16 protein-coding genes are annotated in these 21,680 nt (G+C 35.6%); all 16 read right to left on the bottom strand.

Annotated elements, in window-relative coordinates; translation table 11 throughout:
* Nucleotides 1-183 precede the first annotated feature (183 nt).
* The 16 genes from nifJ to AB3I72_RS02985 all read right to left on the bottom strand — a co-directional run bounded on the left by nifJ (nt 184) and on the right by AB3I72_RS02985 (nt 21,666).
* Nucleotides 184-3,915 carry a pyruvate:ferredoxin (flavodoxin) oxidoreductase gene (nifJ, locus tag AB3I72_RS03060; protein WP_368023547.1) on the bottom strand — a complete coding sequence of 1,244 codons (3,732 nt, stop codon included), beginning with the start codon at nt 3,913-3,915 and terminating at the stop codon, nt 184-186.
* A gap of 257 nt (nt 3,916-4,172) precedes the next feature.
* Nucleotides 4,173-5,513 (bottom strand): type I glutamate--ammonia ligase, encoded by a 1,341-nt coding sequence (glnA, locus tag AB3I72_RS03055; RefSeq protein WP_002356929.1) that lies wholly within the window; start codon nt 5,511-5,513, stop codon nt 4,173-4,175.
* A gap of 42 nt (nt 5,514-5,555) precedes the next feature.
* Nucleotides 5,556-5,939 carry a MerR family transcriptional regulator gene (locus tag AB3I72_RS03050; protein WP_002388239.1) on the bottom strand — a complete coding sequence of 128 codons (384 nt, stop codon included), beginning with the start codon at nt 5,937-5,939 and terminating at the stop codon, nt 5,556-5,558.
* A gap of 202 nt (nt 5,940-6,141) precedes the next feature.
* On the bottom strand, nt 6,142-7,383 hold the full coding sequence (gene hflX / locus AB3I72_RS03045; RefSeq protein ID WP_368023546.1) for a GTPase HflX: 1,242 nt from the start codon (nt 7,381-7,383) through the stop codon (nt 6,142-6,144).
* A gap of 3 nt (nt 7,384-7,386) precedes the next feature.
* A complete protein-coding gene (gene miaA / locus AB3I72_RS03040) occupies nt 7,387-8,316 on the bottom strand; it encodes a tRNA (adenosine(37)-N6)-dimethylallyltransferase MiaA (protein ID WP_368023544.1) in 930 nt (309 codons plus the stop codon).
* Complete coding sequence (locus tag AB3I72_RS03035; protein ID WP_010816632.1) at nt 8,317-9,063, bottom strand: glycerophosphodiester phosphodiesterase; 747 nt, start codon at nt 9,061-9,063, stop codon at nt 8,317-8,319.
* Between the two features lie 156 nt (nt 9,064-9,219).
* Nucleotides 9,220-10,179, bottom strand: a complete 960-nt coding sequence (locus tag AB3I72_RS03030) for a GDP-mannose 4,6-dehydratase (RefSeq protein ID WP_029656444.1) — start codon at nt 10,177-10,179, stop codon at nt 9,220-9,222.
* A 92-nt stretch (nt 10,180-10,271) separates the two neighbouring features.
* On the bottom strand, nt 10,272-11,693 hold the full coding sequence (locus AB3I72_RS03025; protein WP_002366935.1) for a lipopolysaccharide biosynthesis protein: 1,422 nt from the start codon (nt 11,691-11,693) through the stop codon (nt 10,272-10,274).
* Between the two features lie 10 nt (nt 11,694-11,703).
* Complete coding sequence (locus AB3I72_RS03020) at nt 11,704-12,675, bottom strand: glycosyltransferase family 2 protein (RefSeq protein WP_002366937.1); 972 nt, start codon at nt 12,673-12,675, stop codon at nt 11,704-11,706.
* 39 nt (nt 12,676-12,714) lie between these two features.
* Nucleotides 12,715-13,539: a phosphorylcholine transferase LicD gene (locus AB3I72_RS03015; RefSeq protein ID WP_002419734.1), complete on the bottom strand. Its 825-nt coding sequence runs from the start codon at nt 13,537-13,539 to the stop codon at nt 12,715-12,717.
* 54 nt (nt 13,540-13,593) lie between these two features.
* On the bottom strand, nt 13,594-15,024 hold the full coding sequence (locus AB3I72_RS03010; RefSeq protein ID WP_016614744.1) for an O-antigen ligase: 1,431 nt from the start codon (nt 15,022-15,024) through the stop codon (nt 13,594-13,596).
* Between the two features lie 40 nt (nt 15,025-15,064).
* Complete coding sequence (locus AB3I72_RS03005) at nt 15,065-16,039, bottom strand: glycosyltransferase (protein ID WP_002369106.1); 975 nt, start codon at nt 16,037-16,039, stop codon at nt 15,065-15,067.
* A gap of 1 nt (nt 16,040) precedes the next feature.
* Entirely contained in the window at nt 16,041-17,099 is a 1,059-nt protein-coding gene (locus tag AB3I72_RS03000) for an NAD(P)-dependent oxidoreductase (protein WP_002419735.1), read from the bottom strand.
* 13 nt (nt 17,100-17,112) lie between these two features.
* The gene (locus AB3I72_RS02995) at nt 17,113-17,817 is read right to left on the bottom strand and encodes a 2-C-methyl-D-erythritol 4-phosphate cytidylyltransferase (protein WP_002419736.1); all 705 of its coding nucleotides are present in this window, start codon (nt 17,815-17,817) and stop codon (nt 17,113-17,115) included.
* Between the two features lie 575 nt (nt 17,818-18,392).
* Nucleotides 18,393-20,504 (bottom strand): GW domain-containing glycosaminoglycan-binding protein, encoded by a 2,112-nt coding sequence (locus AB3I72_RS02990; RefSeq protein WP_368023542.1) that lies wholly within the window; start codon nt 20,502-20,504, stop codon nt 18,393-18,395.
* Nucleotides 20,505-20,823: 319 nt separating this feature from the next.
* Nucleotides 20,824-21,666 (bottom strand): phosphorylcholine transferase LicD, encoded by an 843-nt coding sequence (locus tag AB3I72_RS02985; RefSeq protein ID WP_086280178.1) that lies wholly within the window; start codon nt 21,664-21,666, stop codon nt 20,824-20,826.
* Nucleotides 21,667-21,680: the final 14 nt, after the last annotated feature.

The raw sequence follows: 21,680 nt of genomic DNA, 5'->3' as shown, positions 1-21,680 counted from the left end.
TCTCTCTCAAGATTTCCTAACAAGTATACCACATTATTTTCTTTCATCACAGAACGCAAGCGGAAACATCAAAAAAATTTAGGAACTTTTTCAAATAACTTGAAATTTTTCATCAAAAAATCGCATTTCTAACTAAAAAACGTGTCCAAGCAAAAAGCTCAGACACGTTTTTTTGATTTCTATTTAATCTTGCTCACGTTGTTTTCTCTTGGCAGCTCGTTCTGCGCGGCGGGCAGCCCTTCTTGCTTCCGCTTCCGGATCAACTACGCGTTCTTTTTTCACTCGTGGCTTTTCGTTCTCTGGCGCAGTTATTTCTGGTTCACTTTGTTTTTCTAGTTTTGCTCGAATTTTTTCTTCTTGACCAGCTAAACGAGCATAATTATAGAAACGTCTCTTAGCATCATTAATTGTTTTATTAAATAACAATTCCGCTGTATCTGGTTGACTAGATTCTAAGGATGCAAAGCGAACTTGTTGGCGCATAAACTCTTTCATTAATGAAAAATCTGGTTTTTTGAAATCCAATGTCATTGGTTCTTTGCCTTTTTCTCGCAATAATGGATTATAGCGATATAAAGACCAGTAACCTGAATGAACCGCGTCTTTCGCTTCTTTCAAGGTTTGACTCATCCCACCTGCTAAACCATGTGTAATACATGGTGTATAAGCAATAATAATCGATGGTCCAGGGAATTTTTCTGCTTCTTCAAAAGCTTTAATCGTCTGCATTTGGTTTGCACCTGAGGCAATTTGAGCGACATAGACATTTTCATAAGTCATTGCCATCATCCCTAAATCTTTTTTAGAGGCATACTTCCCACTGGCAGCAAATTTCGCAATCGCTGATGCAGGAGTTGCTTTGGAAGTTTGACCACCTGTATTGGAATAGACTTCATTATCTAGAACTAACATATTCACATCAGCGCCACTGGCTAACACGTGGTCAATCCCGCCGTAGCCAATATCGTAGGCCCAGCCGTCCCCACCAATCATCCACTGACTTGGTTTGACAAAAAGGTCTTGATCGTCATAAATTGCTTCCAATAAAGGTTGATTCGTTTTTTCTTCAAGCAAAGCTGCACGTAATTTAGCTGCACGTTGTTGCGTACCTTCACTTTCGGACAGATGTGCTATCCAATCTTCCATCAATAGACGCAATGAGTCACTGGATACAGAAAAAGCTTTGGTCATTTTACTAGCCAAACGTTCGCGACGCGCTTGCGTTGCTAACAACATGCCGTAACCAAACTCGGCATTATCCTCTAAAAGAGAATTTGACCAAGCTGGACCTTGTCCTTGTTCATTCGTAGTGTAAGGTGTCACACCCGCTGCAGCACCCCAAATCGATGAGCAACCTGTTGCATTAGCAATCAGCATTCGGTCACCAAACATTTGCGTCAATAATTTAACATAAGGCGTTTCGCCGCAACCAGAACAAGCACCAGAAAACTCTAATAAAGGTTTATTAAATTGCGAACCTAAAACAGTATTCGGTTTTGCTGGGTTTTCCTTTTGACGTAACGTCATAGCAAACGCCCAGTTCATAGCCTGCTCTTTTTCTTCTTCATAAGGTTTCATTACTAAAGCTTTGCCTTTAGCTGGACAGGCTTCAACACAAAGACCACAGCCAGTACAATCTTTGACTGAGACTTGGATACGATACTTCAAGCCGTCGGCACCACGTAGATCACGCACAATGAATCCTTCTGGCGCTTCAGTCATTTCTTCTTCATCGGCTAAGAATGGTCGTATCGCCGCATGGGGACATACAAAGGCACACTCATTACACATGGTACATCGATCGCTAATCCACTCAGGTACTTCTAATGCCACCCCACGTTTTTCAACTGCCGCAGTTCCCAAAGGCATCCGCCCATCGGTCATCCCATTTTTCGCTAGTGTCGCAACAGATAACGCATTGCCTTCTTGACGATTAATCGGTTCAACAATTTCATGAACAAAATCACTAACATTTTCTGAACGTTTTCGCGGTTGAACTTCAAGCGTTCTCCACTCTTCTGGAACAGGTACCTGATGCAACAATTCAACGGTCTTATCGATTGCTTGAATATTTTTTTCGACAACTTTCATGGACTTATGACCATAACTTTTCAGTGCTTCTTCTTTTAAAATTGGCAACACTTGCTCAAAAGGCATAATTTCCGCTAATTTGAAGAAAGCTGTTTCCATCGCGGTATTAATTCGCCCGCCTAGTCCGACTTCACTAGCTAATTTCACTGCATTGATTGTATAAAACTGAATCTCATTTTCAGCTAGATACCGTTTTAATTGATTTGGTAAAAATCGTGCTAGTTGTTCATCATTCCAAATGGTATTTAAGAGGAAAGTCCCGCCTTTTTTTAACCCTTTTACTAAATCATAAGTATGCAAATAAGCGGCTGTATGACAAGCCACAAAATCAGAATGTTCAATGAGGTACGTTGAACGAATAGGCGTCTCGCCAAAACGTAAATGAGAAACGGTCAACCCGCCTGATTTTTTTGAATCATAATAGAAAAATCCTTGTGCATACTTGTCTGTATGATCACCGATAATCTTAATTGCTGACTTGTTCGCCCCTACTGTCCCATCAGAACCAAAGCCCCAAAATTTAGCTTGATAGGTTTTCGGATTCGTCAAATCAAGTGGTTTGCCAACTTCTAATGAAGTATAAGTTAAATCATCATCAATCCCAATTGTAAAACGCTTCTTCATGGCAGAACGTTCTTTCATTAATTCATCAAAAACCGCAACAATTTGATTTGGCAGCACATCTTTAGAACCTAAACCATAGCGTCCACCAATAATTGTTGGGCGAATGTCCGCTTCATACATCGCACTTTGGACATCCAATAATAACGGTTCGCCACCAGCACCGGGCTCTTTCGTCCGATCCAAGACAGCAATTGCTTTAACTGATTGTGGTATTTTTTCAAGAAATGTTTCAACTGGAAATGGTCGATAAAGATGGACATTAAGGAAGCCAACTTTTCTTCCTTGTTCTTGTAAATAATCAACCGTCTGTTCAATTGTTTGCGCAACTGAACCCATTGTGACAATCACTTCTTCCGCATCTTCTGCGCCATAATACGTCACCAAATCATAATTGGTTCCCCGTAACCGATTAATTTCTTTCATATATTTTTGAACAATACCAGGTAATTTTTCATAATAAGGATTTATTGTTTCTCGTTGTTGAAAGTGAATATCTGGATTTTGGTTCATTCCACTAACGGAAGGGTGATTCGGGTTCATGCTCCGACGACGAAATTCGGCTAATTTCTCTTGATTTACTAAGGGTGCTAATTCTTCATAGTCAAGAACTGCCACTTTTTGAATTTCATGACTTGTTCTAAAGCCATCAAAAAAGTTCATAAATGGAACACTCGCTTCAATCGAAGCCAAGTGAGCCACTGGTGCCAAATCCATCACTTCTTGCACACTGCTTTCTGACAACATAGCAAAGCCTGTTTGGCGTGCGGCCATTACGTCTCCTTGATCACCAAAAATATTTAAAGCATTCGTGGTTAAAGCTCGGCTCGCCACATGAAAAACAGATGGTAATAGTTCTCCAGCTATTTTGTACATATTAGGAATCATTAAAAGTAACCCTTGTGAAGCCGTATAGGTCGTGGTAAGCGCGCCTGTTTTTAAAGAGCCATGGACCACGCCGGCAGCACCAGCTTCCGATTGCATTTCGACTACTTTCACAGGTTGACCAAAGATATTTTTCTTACCTTCGGCCGACCACTGATCAACAAGCTCAGCCATTGTTGAACTTGGTGTTATTGGATAAATGGCTGCTAATTCTGTAAAGGCGTAGGAAATATAAGCAGCTGCTGCATTCCCATCCATTGTTTTCATTTTCCGCATGTTTTTCTCATCCTTTATATCTAAAAAATAGAATAGTTGCACGCATATTCTTGTTTATTATAGCGAAATTTCACAAATTATGAAAGATTTTGTCAATTTTTTTGCTTAAAAATAAAAGAGAAATTGAGAAAAAACCACTTTATCCTCTATAAACAAACTATTTCACTGAATTAAAATTACTTTATTTTGTGAAATAGAAATTATCTATTCGTTCACAAACTAAAGAATGAAAGAGGGAGATAAGCGTTTCGACTTATCTCCCTCTTTCTAAACGTTAAGATTATTAAAAGTAACGGCTTTTAGTACAACTCCAAATATTGTTCTCTTTCCCATTCAGAAACGGTTTGACGGAAGGCTGCCCATTCCATTCGTTTTGCTTCTACAAAATTGGCAAAAATGTGACGACCTAATGCATCAATCATTACTTGATCTTTACGTAATTCTTTGATGGCATTGTGTAAGGTTGATGGCAAATCTTCAATTTGTGCATGTTGACGTTCTTCCTCATTCATCACATAAATGTTACGATCAACTGCTGGCGGTGGCGTAAGTTCATTACGAATACCATCCAAACCTGCTTGTAATAAGACTGCCATTGTTAAATACGGATTCGCTGAAGGATCGACAGAACGTAATTCTAAACGAGTCGATAAACCACGAGATTCAGGAACTCGAATGAGTGGTGAACGATTTCTGCCGCTCCAAGCTACATAAACAGGCGCTTCATAACCTGGTACCAAGCGTTTATAAGAGTTCACTGTTGGGTTACATACCGCAGTATAGGCACGGGCATGTTTTAATAAACCACCTAAGAAATGATACGCAGTTTGGCTTAAGCCCATCTCTCCTGACTCGTCATAAAAAACATTACCTTCTTCATTAAATAATGACATATTGCAGTGCATGCCAGAACCATTAATTCCAAACAAAGGTTTTGGCATAAATGTTGCATGCAAGCCATGTTTGCGCGCAATAGTTTTCACAACTAATTTGAACGTTTGAATATTGTCACAAGCATCAACTACATCAGCATATTTAAAGTCAATTTCATGTTGACCAGGTGCTACTTCATGATGCGAAGCTTCCACTTCAAAGCCTAAACTTTCTAACTCTAAAACAATATCACGGCGACAATTTTCACCTAAATCGGTTGGCGCAAAATCAAAATAGCCACCTTTATCATTCAAATCAGTGGTAATTTCACCATTCTCATCTAATTTAAATAGGAAAAATTCTGGTTCTGGTCCTAAGTTAAAAGAAGTAAAGCCTAATTCTTTCATATCAGCTAAGGCGCGTTTTAAATTACCGCGGGGATCTCCGGCAAAAGGGGTACCATCAGGATTGTAAATATCACAAATTAAGCGCGCAACTTTTCCATGGTCGCTTTCCCACGGAAAAATCATCCATGTAGATAGATCAGGGTATAAATACATGTCACTTTCTTCGATACGAACGAATCCTTCAATGGATGACCCATCAAACATCATTTTATTATCTAATACTTTATCTAGCTGACTCACAGGAACTTCAACATTTTTAATTGTTCCCATAATGTCGGTAAACATTAGTCGTAAAAAACGTACGTTTTCTTCTTCTGCAATATGTTTAATCTCTTCTGCCGTTTTGGCTTTTCTTGTCATCGGTCTGATCCCCATCCTTCATTTTTATTGGCTGCTGAAACGTTAAAGCCTTGGTACATTCGATTGGAACGGATTTTGCTGAGTAAGTCCTCCTTGCGAAAGAATTTCGTCGTATAAAATCTGACGAACATCTGCATCGGTTAACGGACGAGTCGCCTCGGCGGTGTTTTTTTGTTCCTCTAATTTCATTTCATACACACGCTTAATCCCTGCCATGTTCAATCCATCAGATAAATAATCTTTAATTTCTAACAAAACATCAATATCATTTAAAGAATACATGCGTCGGTTGCCCTCACTACGTTCTGGATGAATCAATCCCTGTTCTTCATAGTAGCGAATTTGTCGAGCGGTCAAATCCGTTAGTTTCATAACTGTACCAATTGGAAAAACTGACATGGAACGGCGTAACTCTTTTTCTCTCATCTCCATCCTCCTCTCTTAGTTATTTCTTAGAATAACAATAGAATGACAAATTGTCAAGAACTTATGTTAGATTTTCTAACATAAAACAAAAAACCTGATAAATATGGACTTTCCCATCTTTTCACAGCTGATTTTCTCCTACTAATCAAAAAAATAGAAATGATTTGTTTTTACAAATCATTTCTAATCAACTTACCATTTTTTATTCTTTTTCGGATTCAGCCAACCATTTAGACTCTTTTTTCGCAAATCCTTTCACGATATACCGATTTTCATTTTCAGCATATTCTTCTGAAACCATTAGTGTCATCCGGCGAAGTTCACTTAATAGTTGTCCATCAGTTGGGCTAATTTCTAATTGATAAGGCTCGAGTAATTCCATCATTTGGGCACGAATAGCTTGAACCAGTTGTTCTTTATCTTCAGAAATTTTAGTTGAGATCAATACATTGGGAAATAAGGTTGGGACAAATTCTTTGCTGTCCACTTGATCACTTTTATTATAAACCGTCAAGCACGGAATATTTTCCAACGCTAATTCTTTCATCAATGTTTGAACCGTGCGTTCATGTTGTAACCGATCTGGCGCACTTGCATCCACCACATGGAGCAGTAAATCCATCGTCCGACTTTCTTCCAATGTCGACTGAAAGGCTTCAATCAGTTGTGTTGGTAAATCTTGAATGAAGCCAACCGTATCGGTCAGAGTAACTTCCATGCCTTGAGGCAATTGCCATTTTTTGGTTAAAGGATCTAACGTTGCAAACAATTGATCCTCTGAATAAGTTCCTGCTGTTGTCAACATGTTGAGAATGGTTGATTTGCCAGCATTGGTATAACCAATCAAGCCAATTTGAAATAGTTCTGAATTTTGTCTTTTTTGGCGGCTTCGTTCACGATGAGCAGTGACTTCTTTTAACTCACGACGGATGCCTAAGATTTTATTCCGAATGTGTCGGCGGTCCGACTCTAATTTCGTTTCACCAGGCCCGCGTGTCCCAATACCTCCTCCAAGTCGGGACAACTGTTTTCCTTGACCAGCCAAGCGAGGCAATAAATAATCCAATTGTGCTAATTCAACTTGTAACTTTCCTTCTTTGGAGCGCGCACGCAAAGCAAAGATATCCAAAATTAATTGTACACGATCAATTACTCGCACAGCTAATGCTTCAGATAACAGTTGATTTTGACGCGGTGTGAGCTCATGATTAAAAATCACAAGATCCGCTTCATAGGCATCTGTTAATTGAATTAATTCTTCCAATTTCCCCTTACCGATTACGGTTTGTCGATCAACTTGTGGTCGTTTTTGCGTTAAAACAAACACCACTTCTCCATTAGCGGTTTCCGTTAAATTCGCCAGTTCTTCCATTGATGCAGAAAACGTCTGATAATTTTTTTCCGTCTCAACTCCTACTAGAATCACTTTTTCATGAGTGGTCATCGCCTACTCACTCTCCTTCTGTTGTAGCCATTCCGCTACTTCTTTTTCCAACTTGGGCAAATCTGTTGGCTGTTGAACCAAATCCCACCAATGCGCAGCCATTCGATTTCTAAACCAAGTCAATTGACGTTTTGCATATCGCCGCGATTGCTGTTTGACTGTTTCAACCGCCATCTCTAATGATTGTTCACCGGAAAAATACGGAAAAAATTCTTTATAGCCAATGCCTTGAGCTGCTTGTGCATGTGGTTGCTGAAACATCTGTTTTGCTTCTTCCAACAGTCCTTCTGTCATCATTTGATCCACCCGCTGATTAATACGCTCATACAATAAAGCGCGATCTGTTTCCAAACCTAATAAATAATAATCATAGAGACGAGCTGGTTTTTCCTTCGGGGTCAAAATACTATAACCGGTTTTATCAAAGACCTCTAACGCACGAATCACTTTTTTGCGATTATTAAAATGGATGCTGTTAGCCGCTAGAGGATCCTTTTGTTTTAATAACTGCCATAAGGCTTGATTCCCTTTTTCTTCCGCAAATAAATTGTACGTTTCTCTAATTTCAGGCGAGTCATCTATCTCACGACTTCCTAGTTGAAAATCATAAAGAAGTGATTGAATATACAAACCTGTTCCTCCAACGATAATTGGCAGTTTCCCTTTTTCAGTAATTTCTTTGATTTTTTGACGACCCTCTCTCTGAAAATCAGCAGCAGAATAAGTCTCGCTGACTTCACGGCAATCAATTAAATAGTGAGGAATCCCTTCTTTTTCTGTTTCTGTGACTTTAGCGGTGCCAATGTCTAACGAGCGATAAACTTGCATGGAGTCACCGCTAATAATTTCACCATTAAAATTTTTTGCTAAAGCAATACTTAATGCTGTTTTCCCCACCGCGGTGGGTCCTACAATAACTAATACTTTCTCCAATTATGTTTCTCCTTCTTCTTGCCAATTTTGACGAGCAAATTTTGCTTCTTCAGGAAAATCTGTATGAACACCTGCCAATTTTAGCTGAAAACAATTTTCCATTTCTTCCATCCGATTAACAGTCCACGGCCGCAGCGGTTTGCCAATTGTGATAAGTTCTTTTTCATGAGCCAACACCCAAGACATTTTTGGATGTAAACTATCGACAAGCGCGAATGCCGGTCCCGCTTGACTTAAATCCTCTGCAGATTCATAAATAAAGGCAATTTCTGTCTTAGGATCAGCTTTTTTTAATTTAACTAAACTTGGAAAATAAAAACTGGAATATAAATAACGAAACGGCCAGTTTTTTTGATTCATTTGTTGGACGACTTTTTTCTCAATTCCTTCATAATGGATAATATCCGTTTTAAGTTCAATATTCAAAAAACCATTGAATTGTTCTTCTACAAGACAATTTAAAACATCTTCCAATGTTGGAACACATTGAACAGAAGGATTTTTCTGAAACCAGCTTCCAGCGTCTAGTTGTTTTAATTCGTTTAATGTTAACTGTTGGATTTCACCATGACCATCTGTCGTACGATCCACCGTTTCATCATGCATAACGATTAAATAACCATCTTTAGATAGGTGAACGTCTAATTCAATTCCTTCAGCACCAATACGAACAGCCTCTCTGAAAGCAATACACGTATTTTCAGGATGGGTGCCTTTACTTCCTCGATGTGCAATAATATCTGTCATGCTCTCACTCCAATCTTGTTTATTGTACCATTGGAGTGAGGTGGGTTCAAATATGGGAAAAACTAAAAGAAAGAGTAGGACATCAATCAAAGCGACTGATATCCTACTCTTTAAGTCTTATAAACAATTTAGTCTCAAATCCGTCTTTTTATTCTCTTAATCTTTTAATTCATAATTAACGTATTTATCTAAACCAGATTGGATACTATATTTTGGTTCATATCCAATGGCACGTAATTTAGATATATCCGCTAAAGAATCTTTGATGTCCCCAGCTCGCGCTTCTTTGTATTCAACTGGCAAAGTGACTTTCATAATATCATTTAGAGAAGAAATTAACTCATTTAAATCGGTTGCTTTCCCTGTTCCGACATTATATACTTCCCCAAGTGATTGGTCAGAATGAGCGACAAGATTCAACGCTTGAACCACGTCCTCAACAAAGACAAAATCACGAGATTGTTTTCCATCACCAAAGATATTGAATGTCACTTCTTGATTGGCTAATAAGCGTTTGTAAGAGTCCATCACAATCGAAATAACGCCAGAATAAGGCGAATTAGGATTTTGGTTTGGCCCATAAACGTTAAAGAACCGAACAGCGCTTGTTGGAACATCATATAAATGACAATAGTTTAACACATATTTTTCAGAAGCAAATTTATCCACCGCATAAGGCGTTAACGGACGAATTACTGATTCTTCCTGTTTTGGTAAAGTTGGCTCATCGCCGTAAACTGCTGCAGAAGAAGCAAACACCAAACGTTTTAAATCTTTCTGGTATTTCCGAATTAATTCCAGTAATTGTAACACACTCTCAAAATTCACTTGGTGTGTTTCCACTGGACGTGCTACTGAGTCTGCTACACTAGCAATCGCTGCTAAGTGAAAAATGTAATCGAACTGATACTCTTGTAGTACTTTTTCCATTAATTGTTGATCAGTCACGCTACCTTCAATGAACGTGATGTTTTCAGATGCGTTTAAATTTTCAGTTTGGCCCATTGATAAATCATCAATGACCACAACTTGATTGTCTTTACTATAATAATTTGCTAAGGTTGAGCCGATAAAGCCGGCGCCGCCTGTGATTAAAAAGTTCCTCAAGTTTCCCACTCCAATTAAAATAATACATTAATTTTACCATTTTTAGGTGTCAAAGACTACAGTTTGTTTTTTTCAATAAAAAAGGAGAGAAAATAACTTTCTCAACCTTTTACTAAATATTTTAAATTCTTTGCGTTATTCACAAAACTCTTATGAATGAATAAGAAATAGATAATGTACACAATTCCATAAGAAATGAAACTATAAATACTACCGCCAAACCAAAGATTACTAAAGATAAACAATAATGTAACCAACGTTTCCAATACAGTACTATTACCTATTTTAACGTTCATATCTTTGCATAGAAAAATTTCCGCTAAATTACAACGAAATGCTAAACTTACTAATATCAACCCAACAGTTAAATTCAAGTTCCCAACAACGAAAATCACAAACAGCGACAGGATTAACGACAAGGCAAGTGTCAATACGTTAACAAATAAAATTGTTTTTTCTTTTCTCAACGTTTTTAAATACGTATTAATTAGTAAAGACATCCGACCTTCATAAATAACTATAGGAAATAGAATTCCCATAAATTTCAAACTCTCGCTATATTCGGGTAACCACATACCTAAAACAAATTTGACGGGTACATATAACAGCAGAATTGCATACGTCAACGGAACAAAAACACCTCTTAATGTGACAAATAAAGACGGCAATCGCTCTTTATTTGTCCGTCTTAACAACGGAAACATTACAATTCCAACAGCATTAATAAAAGTTAAAAACATATTTGATAAACTTAAAGTAAAGGACAATTTACCAAAGGTTTCGATAGTCCAACGCTGTTGAACAAAAAAGCGAATGGTTCCCATTATTAGCATACTTGCTATACTACTGAGCATTAGTTTACTACCTATGTTAATATTATCAACTATTTCAGGAGTAACTTCCTTCAAACTCATCATGTTCACACGCAACATGTCTTTAACTCTAAACATTCCCCAAACCGTAATAATCAGTTTAGAAAGTATATCCATAATGATTAGCCAATAAAAATCTCGTCCTCCTAATGCAAAGTAAATTGCAATGAACAGGACATATAAATAGCGATCATTTCTGGATAATTGAGCATATTCCTTAATACGATTTGTTGACTGAAAAACATACAGAATAAACGTTTTTGCAATTGTAATTACTGAAACAATGGCCGTCAATATCAAAATAATCCCTTGATATTCTTTCGGCATGAAAAAGTAAGCCCAAAGAATGACAAAAGCAGAAATACAACATTCAAAAATCGCTAAATACCAGAATTGAGAACCGAGATTTCTTTTATCTAAATTTTCGTATTCTTCTCCCCCGATTTTTAAATAGATACCATCAATCCAGCCTAAGTGGAGAAATCCAACATATGAAGAATAAAAAACATAAAGTTGCCAATAACTGTATTCTGTAACGCCTAGCAACTTAGGAACAAATAAATTTAAGAGAACCGAAATACCCAACGTTGCAAAATTTGCAGCCACAGTATAATAAAGGTTTTTAGCCACCATTTTTGCTTTTGAATTCATAGCATTATGCTCACTTTCTAATTTTATATTTCATGATATGGTACATATCTGTGCTAAAATAAAACTTATGATGATACTTAAAAAAGGCACATAGAATCGGAATAATTTTTTTTCGTTCTAATAAAGATACTCGCATATTCAACTCTTTAATCAAGTTTGAAAGAACTTTGTCTTTATATTCAAATTCTTCAACATGTGGTTGATTATTTAAATAATTCTTTGCAGCCTTTGTACGCTGTAATCTCCGGCGTAAAGTATTCAATCTTTCTTCAAAGTGGTTTTGTCTCTTAGCTAAATCAATTTCTTTTTTAAAGGAACTTTGTCCATGTTTACGCCATCTAATTAATTCTTCCCTAACGATATAGAGCCCATCACTTAGTAAAGAACTTCCCCACATCGCCATATCATGTACAGGATTTTCCATTTCAGATGCGTATAGATTAACGTTTGCAATAAAACTCTTTCTAATTGCATATACACAACCTGGTCGACGTAAAAATAAATTGTTTTCATTAAATACAACCTGTTCTTCTTTTTGATTAGGCAGTTTAACTGAATCAATTTTTTTTAATTCCTCTGCTAATCCTCCCGGTTCTACTAATTCAGTATAATCGCTTACTAAAACTTTGACATCAGTGTTTACAAAAGCGTTACACATCACTTCAATTTTAGATACATCCCAAATATCGTCTTGATCACAAGTAAAAACAATTTCTTTTGTAGCAGCATTCAATAGATTAAAGAAATTTTTGCGCCAACCTAAATTTTCCTTATTGATTTTCAAATGCCACGTTTCACCTAATTTATTTTCAGAGATAAATTTTTCAATTATTTTAACTGTAGAATCTGTAGAACAATCATCCCAAATCAATACTTCATCAATTTTTTTCGATTGATTTTTTAAAGAATCCAACTGTTCTAAGATGTTTTTTTCTCCATTATAGGTAGCCATAACAACAGTTGCTGTATATTGTTGGTCCATTTAAGTACGCCCTCTTTCTAAAAAGCCTATAAATAATCTTTATTTTTGGTAAAAATCATAGGGATGATGAGTGATTCTTTCTTCTACCGGAGGCATTTCCATATAATCTCCATAGCGTAAAGTCAAAAATTGTTTTCGCTTTTTAATGGCCATAAATTGATGTCCTTCAAACTCTACATCTTCATATTCCAAAAACCACTCATTAGGAAACACACCCCAATCTATATGAATCCATTCGAGATAACCACAATGATTTGTTGTTCCAAATGGGATTTTTTTTGCCTCCGTTTGATATAAATCACGCCAATATTGATCGTTTCCTGTTTTTTTTGTTTTAAAATGATGAGGATAACGTGTTATTAATTTTATTAAAGCCTTACTAAGATAAAAACTTCGCGCATAGCTTAAGCCTAAAGTATCCATTAAGTTTAACCGATACTGTTCCGTTTTATTTCTCAGTTCATTTCTCTCCTTTTGACTATCAGGGATGCCATCAATTGGAAAAATATCTACAAAAACTCCTAAGTCCTTATCTTCTCCACCAAAATATTGTTTTGAATGAGCTACAGTATTAGGATCAACTAACTTTGCAAAAGGATAACGAAAATGTTTCCTTGTTTCAAAAGAAAGTAATTGATAGTTAGAGTCGTTTTCAAGGATTTTAATTAACACTTCATAATCTGGTCTCGGCATAACTATATCAATATCATCATCCCAAGGAATAAAACCTTTATGACGTTCTACACCAATCAAGGTTCCATAAAATAATGTATAATGCAAGTTGTTAGATCGACAAATATTATCGATATACACTAATATTTCAACAGCCTTCGCCTGAACTTCGTTTAACGTAAGTTTTTGCATGATATTACTCTCCCACTTATATAATAATCAATTGTATAGTAGAAAAAATGAGCATCATTGCTCATTTCCTCTAATCAAATCATTTTCCATGTCAGTACGATACTGAATTTTACCTAAGTATAACCAAAAGATAACTGTTGCAAAACGTCTTGTTAAAATGACTTCAGTTATCAGTAATCCAGAAATTAAAATGACTAACACAATTTGGTTATCTAACACAAAATCCATATAATTTTTAATTCGAACGCTAAACAGCAATTTAGCAGAGTTAAACATTTTAGATAGCAAGAAAATTAGAAATACAATTGTACCTGAAATCCCTGTAGCTGCTAATAAATAGAAGAAAAAACTATGCGGTGTTTGAGCTGTCTTAGCAATATGAGATTGAGGCAATTTATCTTTAGCTATATCTGCAAAACCTTTTGGAGAAGTGCCAAATATAGGATTTAATTTCATTAAATCTATCGCACTTTGCCAAAGAGCAAATCGACTATTTGAAATATCGTCTTTCCCCTCAACATCTGGTCTCTTAGTAGTAATTTTCTTATTTCCTAGAATTTCATTTTCTTTATTATCTAAAACTTTTGGTACTTCAATATTCACTGAATTTGCAGCAGCAATATACCCTTTTTCTATTAACTGTAAGCCCCCGAAAACAATAGCACCACAGAAAAAAGAAACTAATACTGCTTGCACAACTTTTTTTATAACTGCTTTGGATGTATTTTTTTGAAAGAACCAAATTGTAAAGAACATCCCGAAAATTACCATTGAAATCAACTGAATAACTCCTGATCTTGATCCAGACAATGCTACATAACTAAATTGTAGAAAAATCACCATTGCACAAACCACTTTTAACCATTTGCTATTGGTATTAATAAAATTCCGCACGCCAACCAAAATACAAACTAATGAGATGGTACATGCATAGTTAGGCTCCACAAAAACACCATATAATCGATTTTCAAAAAAACCGATTCTCATTCCGTAATACAAAGACTCTACTGGTTTTGAAAAGCTGATTCGCGCAAAAAATAAGTATAACCCAACGATGACTAATGCGGTCCAAACAATTAAAAGTACATACTCAAAAGCTTTAAAAACAGATTCATCATTCGAACGCCCTACTTCGTAAACGGAAAAGAAAAAGATACATTGCCAAATGATCAACTTAATGTTCTCTGAAAAAGCATACGTATGATTAATAAATGTTGTTAAAAATAAAATTCCTATAAAAGCAATTAGCCAGTATTCTATTCTTCTTTGTTTTTTTTCTATAAAAATTGGCAAGAAGTGACATATGAAGTAAACACCTGACAATAGCATAATTATCAAGGTAAATAATGAATCTATTTTTGTTGGTAAAGTCGAATAAATGCTAACCATTCGACAAATTAGAACTAACTCAAAAAAAACAATATATGGTATAGCTATCCTTTTTTCTATTTTTTGCATCTGCTGTGATAAATTAATAATCATCATATCCTCCAATTATTTAAAACAACTTTTAGATTACAACTTGTTAATCTATTGTTTTTTCTATATATTTTCTTTTCAATTTAATTGGTATTTTATAAAAAGGAAGACCAAACATAAGTAAAATCATTGATAGTTTACGACTTTTTGTAAAAACTTTATTTTTCATAATAAAAATAAAGTTTTTCCGAAGATAGCGAACAATTTGTTTCGTTTCTTTTTCCTTCGAAGCATTACTAATCAAAATTTTATCTAATACTAAAAAATTCGCAAAACAAACTCTTTGATGGGCAGCTTCTTCTATAACTGCTCCCTTACCTTTCAATTTAAGTTCATTCTTCTCCCAAGCTTCTATAAACTCAAATTGTTTATCTGAAAATGTTTCTGTATTAATGCTGCCCATTCGATGATAATAGTAATATTTTTGTGTTGAATCAATAGAAACTTTCTGACATTCAGACAACAAATCTACTATAATAAATGAATCTTCATGATACTTTCCTTTAGGATATCTTAGATCCGCAAAGAGTTTTCGTTTATATAACTTATTTACAGCATGTACGGAGATAATATTTCCTTGTAAAATTAACAATAATGCTTCTTCTCTGGAAAAAGTTCCCTGTATTAAACTTTTTACAATTGGCTCTTTCCCCTCATAGACATCATAAATACCACAGATTGATAAATCGGCATCTTCTTTTACGATATTTGTATATAATAGTTCATACATATCATCTGCAATGTAATCATCACTATCTACGAAACCTAAATACTCACCTGTTGCTATTTCAATTCCAGCATTACGAGCATCGCTGAGCCCTCCATTTTCTTTATGGATAACTTTTACTCGTTGATCTTGTTCAGCAAACTGATCACACATTGCTCCGGAACTATCTGGAGAGCCATCGTCTACAAGAATCAATTCAAAGTCAGTAAACGTTTGAGCTAAAATAGAGCGTACGCATTTTTCTAAATATTTTTCTACATTGTATACAGGAACAATAATACTAATTTTGGGCATATCAATTTCCGCTACCTTCTAAAATTTTAATTGTATGTTTTAATGGTTCTTCCATACTGTCAAACAGTGGCCGCCAACCTAATGCGTAGATTTTTTGATTGTCTAGTAGTGCTTTTGTTGCTTTAGAAAATCCTTGTTTTTCTTGGGCGGTGGCTTCCCCATGAATCACTTTTGTTCCAGCCACATTGGCTAATGTTTCCGCAAAAGTGCGTAACGTAATATCGCAATGTTCGTTTGAAACATTGTAAGCTTCCCCTGTTTGCCCTTTAACTAATAAAAACAGAAGAGCAGATGCAATATCTGCAACGTATGCATAAGAGTATAGTTGGGTCCCTGCACTTTTTAACACAATGTTTTCTTTATGGACTGCATTCATAATAAATTGAGAAGAAGCTTTACTATCCGAAAGTAACATCGTAGGCCCAAACGTACGACTAATTCTTGGAATAACAACATCAATACCATATTTTTGAATATAAGCTTGACATAATGATTCACTTGCTCGTTTCCCTTCAGGATAACCAGCCCGTAGCGTGTTACAGTCAATATAACCGCAATAGTCTTCTGTAAATTTATCAACATCTCCACGATTTTCTCCATAGATTTCAACAGTTGATAAAAATAACACTTTTTCACTATTCGCTTTAACTGCATAATCTAAAATATGCTGCGTACCAGCAATATTGGTCATAATCGTTCCAATTGGATCACTGGCATATGATTTAGGATGTGTATTACTAGCACAATGCAACACATAGTCACAAGCTTCTGCTACCTGAATTTCTTCTGTCACATCTCCGATAACTATATGGAATAACGGATCTTCTAAATAACTAGTAAATCGCTCTTCCAAACGCGACAATGTTCGTCCCATCGCCCAGATTGAAATATTCGCATTTCTCGTTTTGTTTTGGTACATAAGTACATCAATTAAAAAGGTCCCAATCATGCCTGAAGCACCAGTTATAAAAACAGATTTATTTGTTACTTTCGTCCAATCTGGTGTCTTCTCTAAAACTCGTTCAACGTCTGATAAATAATTATCATCTGTAAATAACATGGTATCCCCTCCACTACTCTTCTTTCATTTTCAAGAAGCCTTTAAATAACTGTAAGTCATCTTGTGTGGTTAACTTAATGTTTTTATCTGAGCCTAAAGCAAAATACAATGTTTCGCCTAAATCCACCATCATAGTATTCGTATATGACGATTCAGAAATACCAATATTCTCACGGAATGCTTTTTCGTAAGCCCAAGTTAATTTTTCAAATTTATAGGCTTGTGGCGTTGACACGCGACGTAATGTTTCACGATTAATATATTGTCGAGTTGTTTCCTCAGTTTCTTTTACAAAAATTTGTTCATTATATGGCAACGAAGTCACTGCATTGCCGTATTCTTGACACTTAACAATTACATCAGATAAAACTAATTCATCAACTAATGGACGAATTCCGTCATGGATAACAATAGTATCTTCTGGGTTTGAATGTTCTTTTAAGAAATTAACCCCATTGTTAATTGATTCTTGACCAGAATTTCCCCCTGGGATAATCCATTGTAATTTGTCAATATGGTACTCTTTTGCATAGGCATCTAGTGTTTGTTCCCAACCTTTTTTACACACAACTAAGATTCGATCAATGAGTGGATGCTTTTGAAAAGATTCCAATGTGTAAATAATGATTGGCTTTTCCTCAATCATAATAAACTGTTTAGGAATATCCTGCCCCATTCGTTTACCGACTCCACCGGCAATAATTAAAGCTGTAATCATTTGATACAAAATCCTTTCCCTAACTAGTCAATGACTAGTTTTATTTCAATTTTGTTTAACTTATATATTCATCAATACAGCCAAAACTGCATTCAATCTTTTACATTTTCTCATAACTATCAGTAAGTTTCAATAATTTATCGTAGACCTTAATCGAACTGTAAATATTTTTGTTCGTTATTTTAATAAAAAAATTACGGACAAACGAGAAAAACTCTATACTTTTTGATTCACAAAAAACATCTCAAAATTCTGTAGAATTCAAATAGTAGAACTCAAGCTGTATTTAGAAGTGAGTAAAAATCGATTTAAATATCAGGCATGTCAATGCCATTTATCGCGGATATAAGTATTTCAGAAAATACTATTTATTATTTAAATACGTTAAATAGACCATGATCATATGTTTGAGAAAAAATAATTTCATAATAAAAAGCACTTAATAAAAAATAAAGAAGCCAGAGGATTTTCTCCTCTGACTTTCACGATGTTCACTATTTTTATTTAGCAATACTATTTGACAAAGAACCTCGATAGATTGTTTGGTCGTTGGTCGTTACCTTTATAAACTTATTCTACATTTTAAAGGCGCGGCTATCTAACCAACCAATTGTTCGACCATTTATTTGAAATTGATAAGCCGTAACACCTGTTGATAGTTTAGCGGATTGAATGATCTGCACATTTTGATTCGCATATAGAGAGCCTAAACCTATTTTTTCTCCATCTTCTGCTGTATTATTTGGTTTTGTATATAATCCATGCTTCGATGAAACTGCTACATCGCCTATTTTGGCTCTACGACTCATTTTACTATACGTGGCTTTATCTAGTGTAGCTGTGAATGCTCGTTTGTCCATCCAGCCTGCATCTTTTCCACCTACTGTAAAATGGAGTAACTCTGTCCGGCTTGTTTTGGCATATCCTATGATATGAACGCTTTGGTTCGCATATTTATCTCCCATACCGATATTAACGATTCCAGGAGCTGTATTCATAATTCCATTAAACACGCCATGTTTTCCTGATTCAGCTGCTGGTTTTACTTTTGCCATGTAATCATAGCGTTTTTCATCTAGCAGCTCATCATACACATTGCTGAAGGCACGGCTGTCCAACCAGCCGATTGTTTGTCCATTTATTTGAAATTGATAAGCCGTAACACCTGTTGATAGTTTAGCGGATTGAATAATCTGCACGTTTTGATTCGCATATAGAGAGCCTAAACCTATTTTTTCTCCATCTTCTGCTGTATTATTTGGTTTTGTATATAATCCATGCTTCGATGAAACTGCTGCATCGCCTATTTTGGCTCCTCGACTCATTTTACTATACGTGGCTTTATCTAGTGTAGCTGTGAATGCTCGTTTGTCCATCCAGCCTGCATCTTTTCCACCTACTGTAAAATGGAGTAACTCTGTCCGGCTTGTTTTGGCATATCCTATGATATGAACGCTTTGGTTCGCATATTTATCTCCCATACCGATATTAACGATTCCAGGAGCTGTATTCATAATCCCATTAAACACGCCGTGTTTTCCTGATTCATCTGCTGGTTTTACCCTTGCCGTGTAATCATATTGTTTTTCATCTAAAATTACATCATACTGTTTTCCACCACTAGATGTAAATCGTCCAGTGTAATCAGCATTAATATCAAACACACCTACGCCGATATCAACACCTGGAATCGTTAATAATGAAGACCATTGCCATGCCGCATAACCTTCATTTTTGTGCCATAACTGATCTGCAGTCGGTTCAAAAGGATACTGAGCAATCCAAATATTTTCAGTCCCTAGTTGTGTCGGCGATAAAACTCCTTCTGTAAACCAGGCTGCCATTGAATAATGTAATACATTCGTAAAACCTCTTGCTTTTAATTGATTAGCAAAAGCAATTGAATTAGCTGTCAATTGTCCATTATTCATGCTACCTTCTTCTGCATCATTAATCATTAAAGTGTCTTTTGGTAATCCAGTATTAATTGCTGTATCGGCAAAGTAGTTTGCTTCTTTTATTGCCTGATCTTTTGTTGTAAAGTGACTATAGTGATAGGCGGATACTTTTATTCCCACTGCATTTGCATTTTGAACTTGTGCAAATCTTTCTGGATTTTGATAAGTTGTCGCTTCGGTCATTTTAACGACCACTCCGCCTATCCCATAACTTTTCATAGTTTGATAATTTGCTACACTTAAACTACCATTCCAAGAAGATACATCGATAAAGTTTTTAGGCGGACGATTTGCCTCTGTTATGCTAATAGGATCACCGTAGGCATATGCGGCTCTTTTTCTTCTCGTTCCTTTCATTCCTGATCCCATAGGTTTGTTCATATCCTCTGTTATTACGATTTCGTCTTCATCTTTCTTATTAGCTTCTGAAGAACTAGTCGTTTCCGAAGTTTCTTCAGCATCTGTTGATTGCCGAGTGTCTGTAGTACCACTCGTGTCCAAACTATTTTTTGTTTCCGAAGGAACTGATGATAAGGTGCTAGAAGAACTTTCTGTCGAAGTTTCCTCACTAGATGACGTAGAGTTTAGTGTTTCTGCTGTATCCGCAGAAATTACTTCTTCTGCACTTTCACTACTTGATGCATCGATTGCATACACTATCGATGAACTAGGAACCAATGTTGTCAGCATTAGCATTGTAATAACAGATATTTTATTTATTCTCTTCATTATTTATTTAACCCTTCTTTTTACGTATTCTTTACAATTAATCCTCATTTAATTATAGTATGTAAATTTTACTTGAAACCAACAATTTTTTACTTTTCAAATTGAAATTTCTCAAAACTGATTAGAATGAGCACTAGTTTCAAATAATTTTCTAATAAATTTTAGCTTACGTCAAGAAAATCTTGCTAACTTTTTTTTACTATTTTGTTTCTAAACTTTATCTTTTTATTACATTGATTGTGTTATTTATTTTTTTACAACAAAATGCTGAACGCTATTTATAGATAACGTTCAGCCTTAGTATAAATAATTGAAGTTTTTAAATATATTCTGTGTACGATTTTTTAGTATCAACAATTAGCGCTTCATGATGAGGTTGACGATCTTCCTCTGGTGGCAATTGCATATAATCTCCAAAAACTTGTGTCAAATAGCGATTGTATCCCACTGGTATTGGCATTTTTGTATCTTCAAATGGAACAAAAATAGCAGATTTAAAATCTTCTAAATGATAAATATTGCCCATGTAGCGTGGTCCGACACATAATTCAGTGACATAAGGAGTTGAACCAAAGGAATACTTGGTCATTCTTTTTTCAGCGAAGCGCCAAATATGATAGCGAATTTTGCTTGAAGAAAAAATCCCTAATAAAACCTTGCTTCCTGTAGCCATCAGACCACCATGTTTTTCTGGAACAACTTGCGAACAAAATAACGCATAAATCAGTGCCCAAAACTTTTGAATTTTTCTTCGCAATTTCCCTTCTGGCGCACCATCTAACGGAAAAATATCAATTGGTAAACCATGAGGGATATCTAAATCCTCTTGATAGGGTTTAATAAAAGTAGTGGCAGTATCCCTAATAGTTATAAATGAATTATGATCATTATATGTTTTAGAAGCAACTAATAATGGATATCTATTTATGTCTGCTTTCTGTGGCCATAGCTTTTTTAATTTTTCATAGTCTGGTCGTGGCATAAAAAAATCCAAATCATCATCCCACGGAATAAATCCTTGACTGCGTACAGCACCAATACAACCACCGCCACAGAAATAACATAATAAATTATTTTCTTGACAAAATTGCACAAAATATTTGGACATAGTTAATGTTACAGCTTGTATTTTTTTTAAATCTGTTTGGGACATCTCTTGCATAATTTTACCTCAAT

Source organism: Enterococcus sp. GC34, from assembly GCF_040886645.1.
GTDB lineage: Bacteria > Bacillota > Bacilli > Lactobacillales > Enterococcaceae > Enterococcus > Enterococcus faecalis.
Note: the sequence above shows the minus strand (reverse complement) of the source record. Positions and strands in the feature narration are given on the sequence as shown.

Excerpts from the sequence above, each read along its gene's own strand:
- AB3I72_RS03000 (WP_002419735.1), bottom strand. The coding sequence starts at position 17,099 with ATGTTATTTACAGATGATAATTATTTATCAGACGTTGAACGAGTTTTA.
- AB3I72_RS02985 (WP_086280178.1), bottom strand. The coding sequence starts at position 21,666 with ATGCAAGAGATGTCCCAAACAGATTTAAAAAAAATACAAGCTGTAACA.
- AB3I72_RS02995 (WP_002419736.1), bottom strand. The coding sequence starts at position 17,817 with ATGATTACAGCTTTAATTATTGCCGGTGGAGTCGGTAAACGAATGGGG.
- AB3I72_RS03005 (WP_002369106.1), bottom strand. The coding sequence starts at position 16,039 with ATGCCCAAAATTAGTATTATTGTTCCTGTATACAATGTAGAAAAATAT.
- AB3I72_RS03015 (WP_002419734.1), bottom strand. The coding sequence starts at position 13,539 with ATGCAAAAACTTACGTTAAACGAAGTTCAGGCGAAGGCTGTTGAAATA.
- hflX (WP_368023546.1), bottom strand. The coding sequence starts at position 7,383 with ATGACCACTCATGAAAAAGTGATTCTAGTAGGAGTTGAGACGGAAAAA.
- AB3I72_RS03010 (WP_016614744.1), bottom strand. The coding sequence starts at position 15,024 with ATGATGATTATTAATTTATCACAGCAGATGCAAAAAATAGAAAAAAGG.
- AB3I72_RS03025 (WP_002366935.1), bottom strand. The coding sequence starts at position 11,693 with ATGAATTCAAAAGCAAAAATGGTGGCTAAAAACCTTTATTATACTGTG.
- AB3I72_RS03020 (WP_002366937.1), bottom strand. The coding sequence starts at position 12,675 with ATGGACCAACAATATACAGCAACTGTTGTTATGGCTACCTATAATGGA.
- AB3I72_RS02990 (WP_368023542.1), bottom strand. The coding sequence starts at position 20,504 with ATGAAGAGAATAAATAAAATATCTGTTATTACAATGCTAATGCTGACA.
- glnA (WP_002356929.1), bottom strand. The coding sequence starts at position 5,513 with ATGACAAGAAAAGCCAAAACGGCAGAAGAGATTAAACATATTGCAGAA.
- AB3I72_RS03035 (WP_010816632.1), bottom strand. The coding sequence starts at position 9,063 with ATGACAGATATTATTGCACATCGAGGAAGTAAAGGCACCCATCCTGAA.
- AB3I72_RS03050 (WP_002388239.1), bottom strand. The coding sequence starts at position 5,939 with ATGAGAGAAAAAGAGTTACGCCGTTCCATGTCAGTTTTTCCAATTGGT.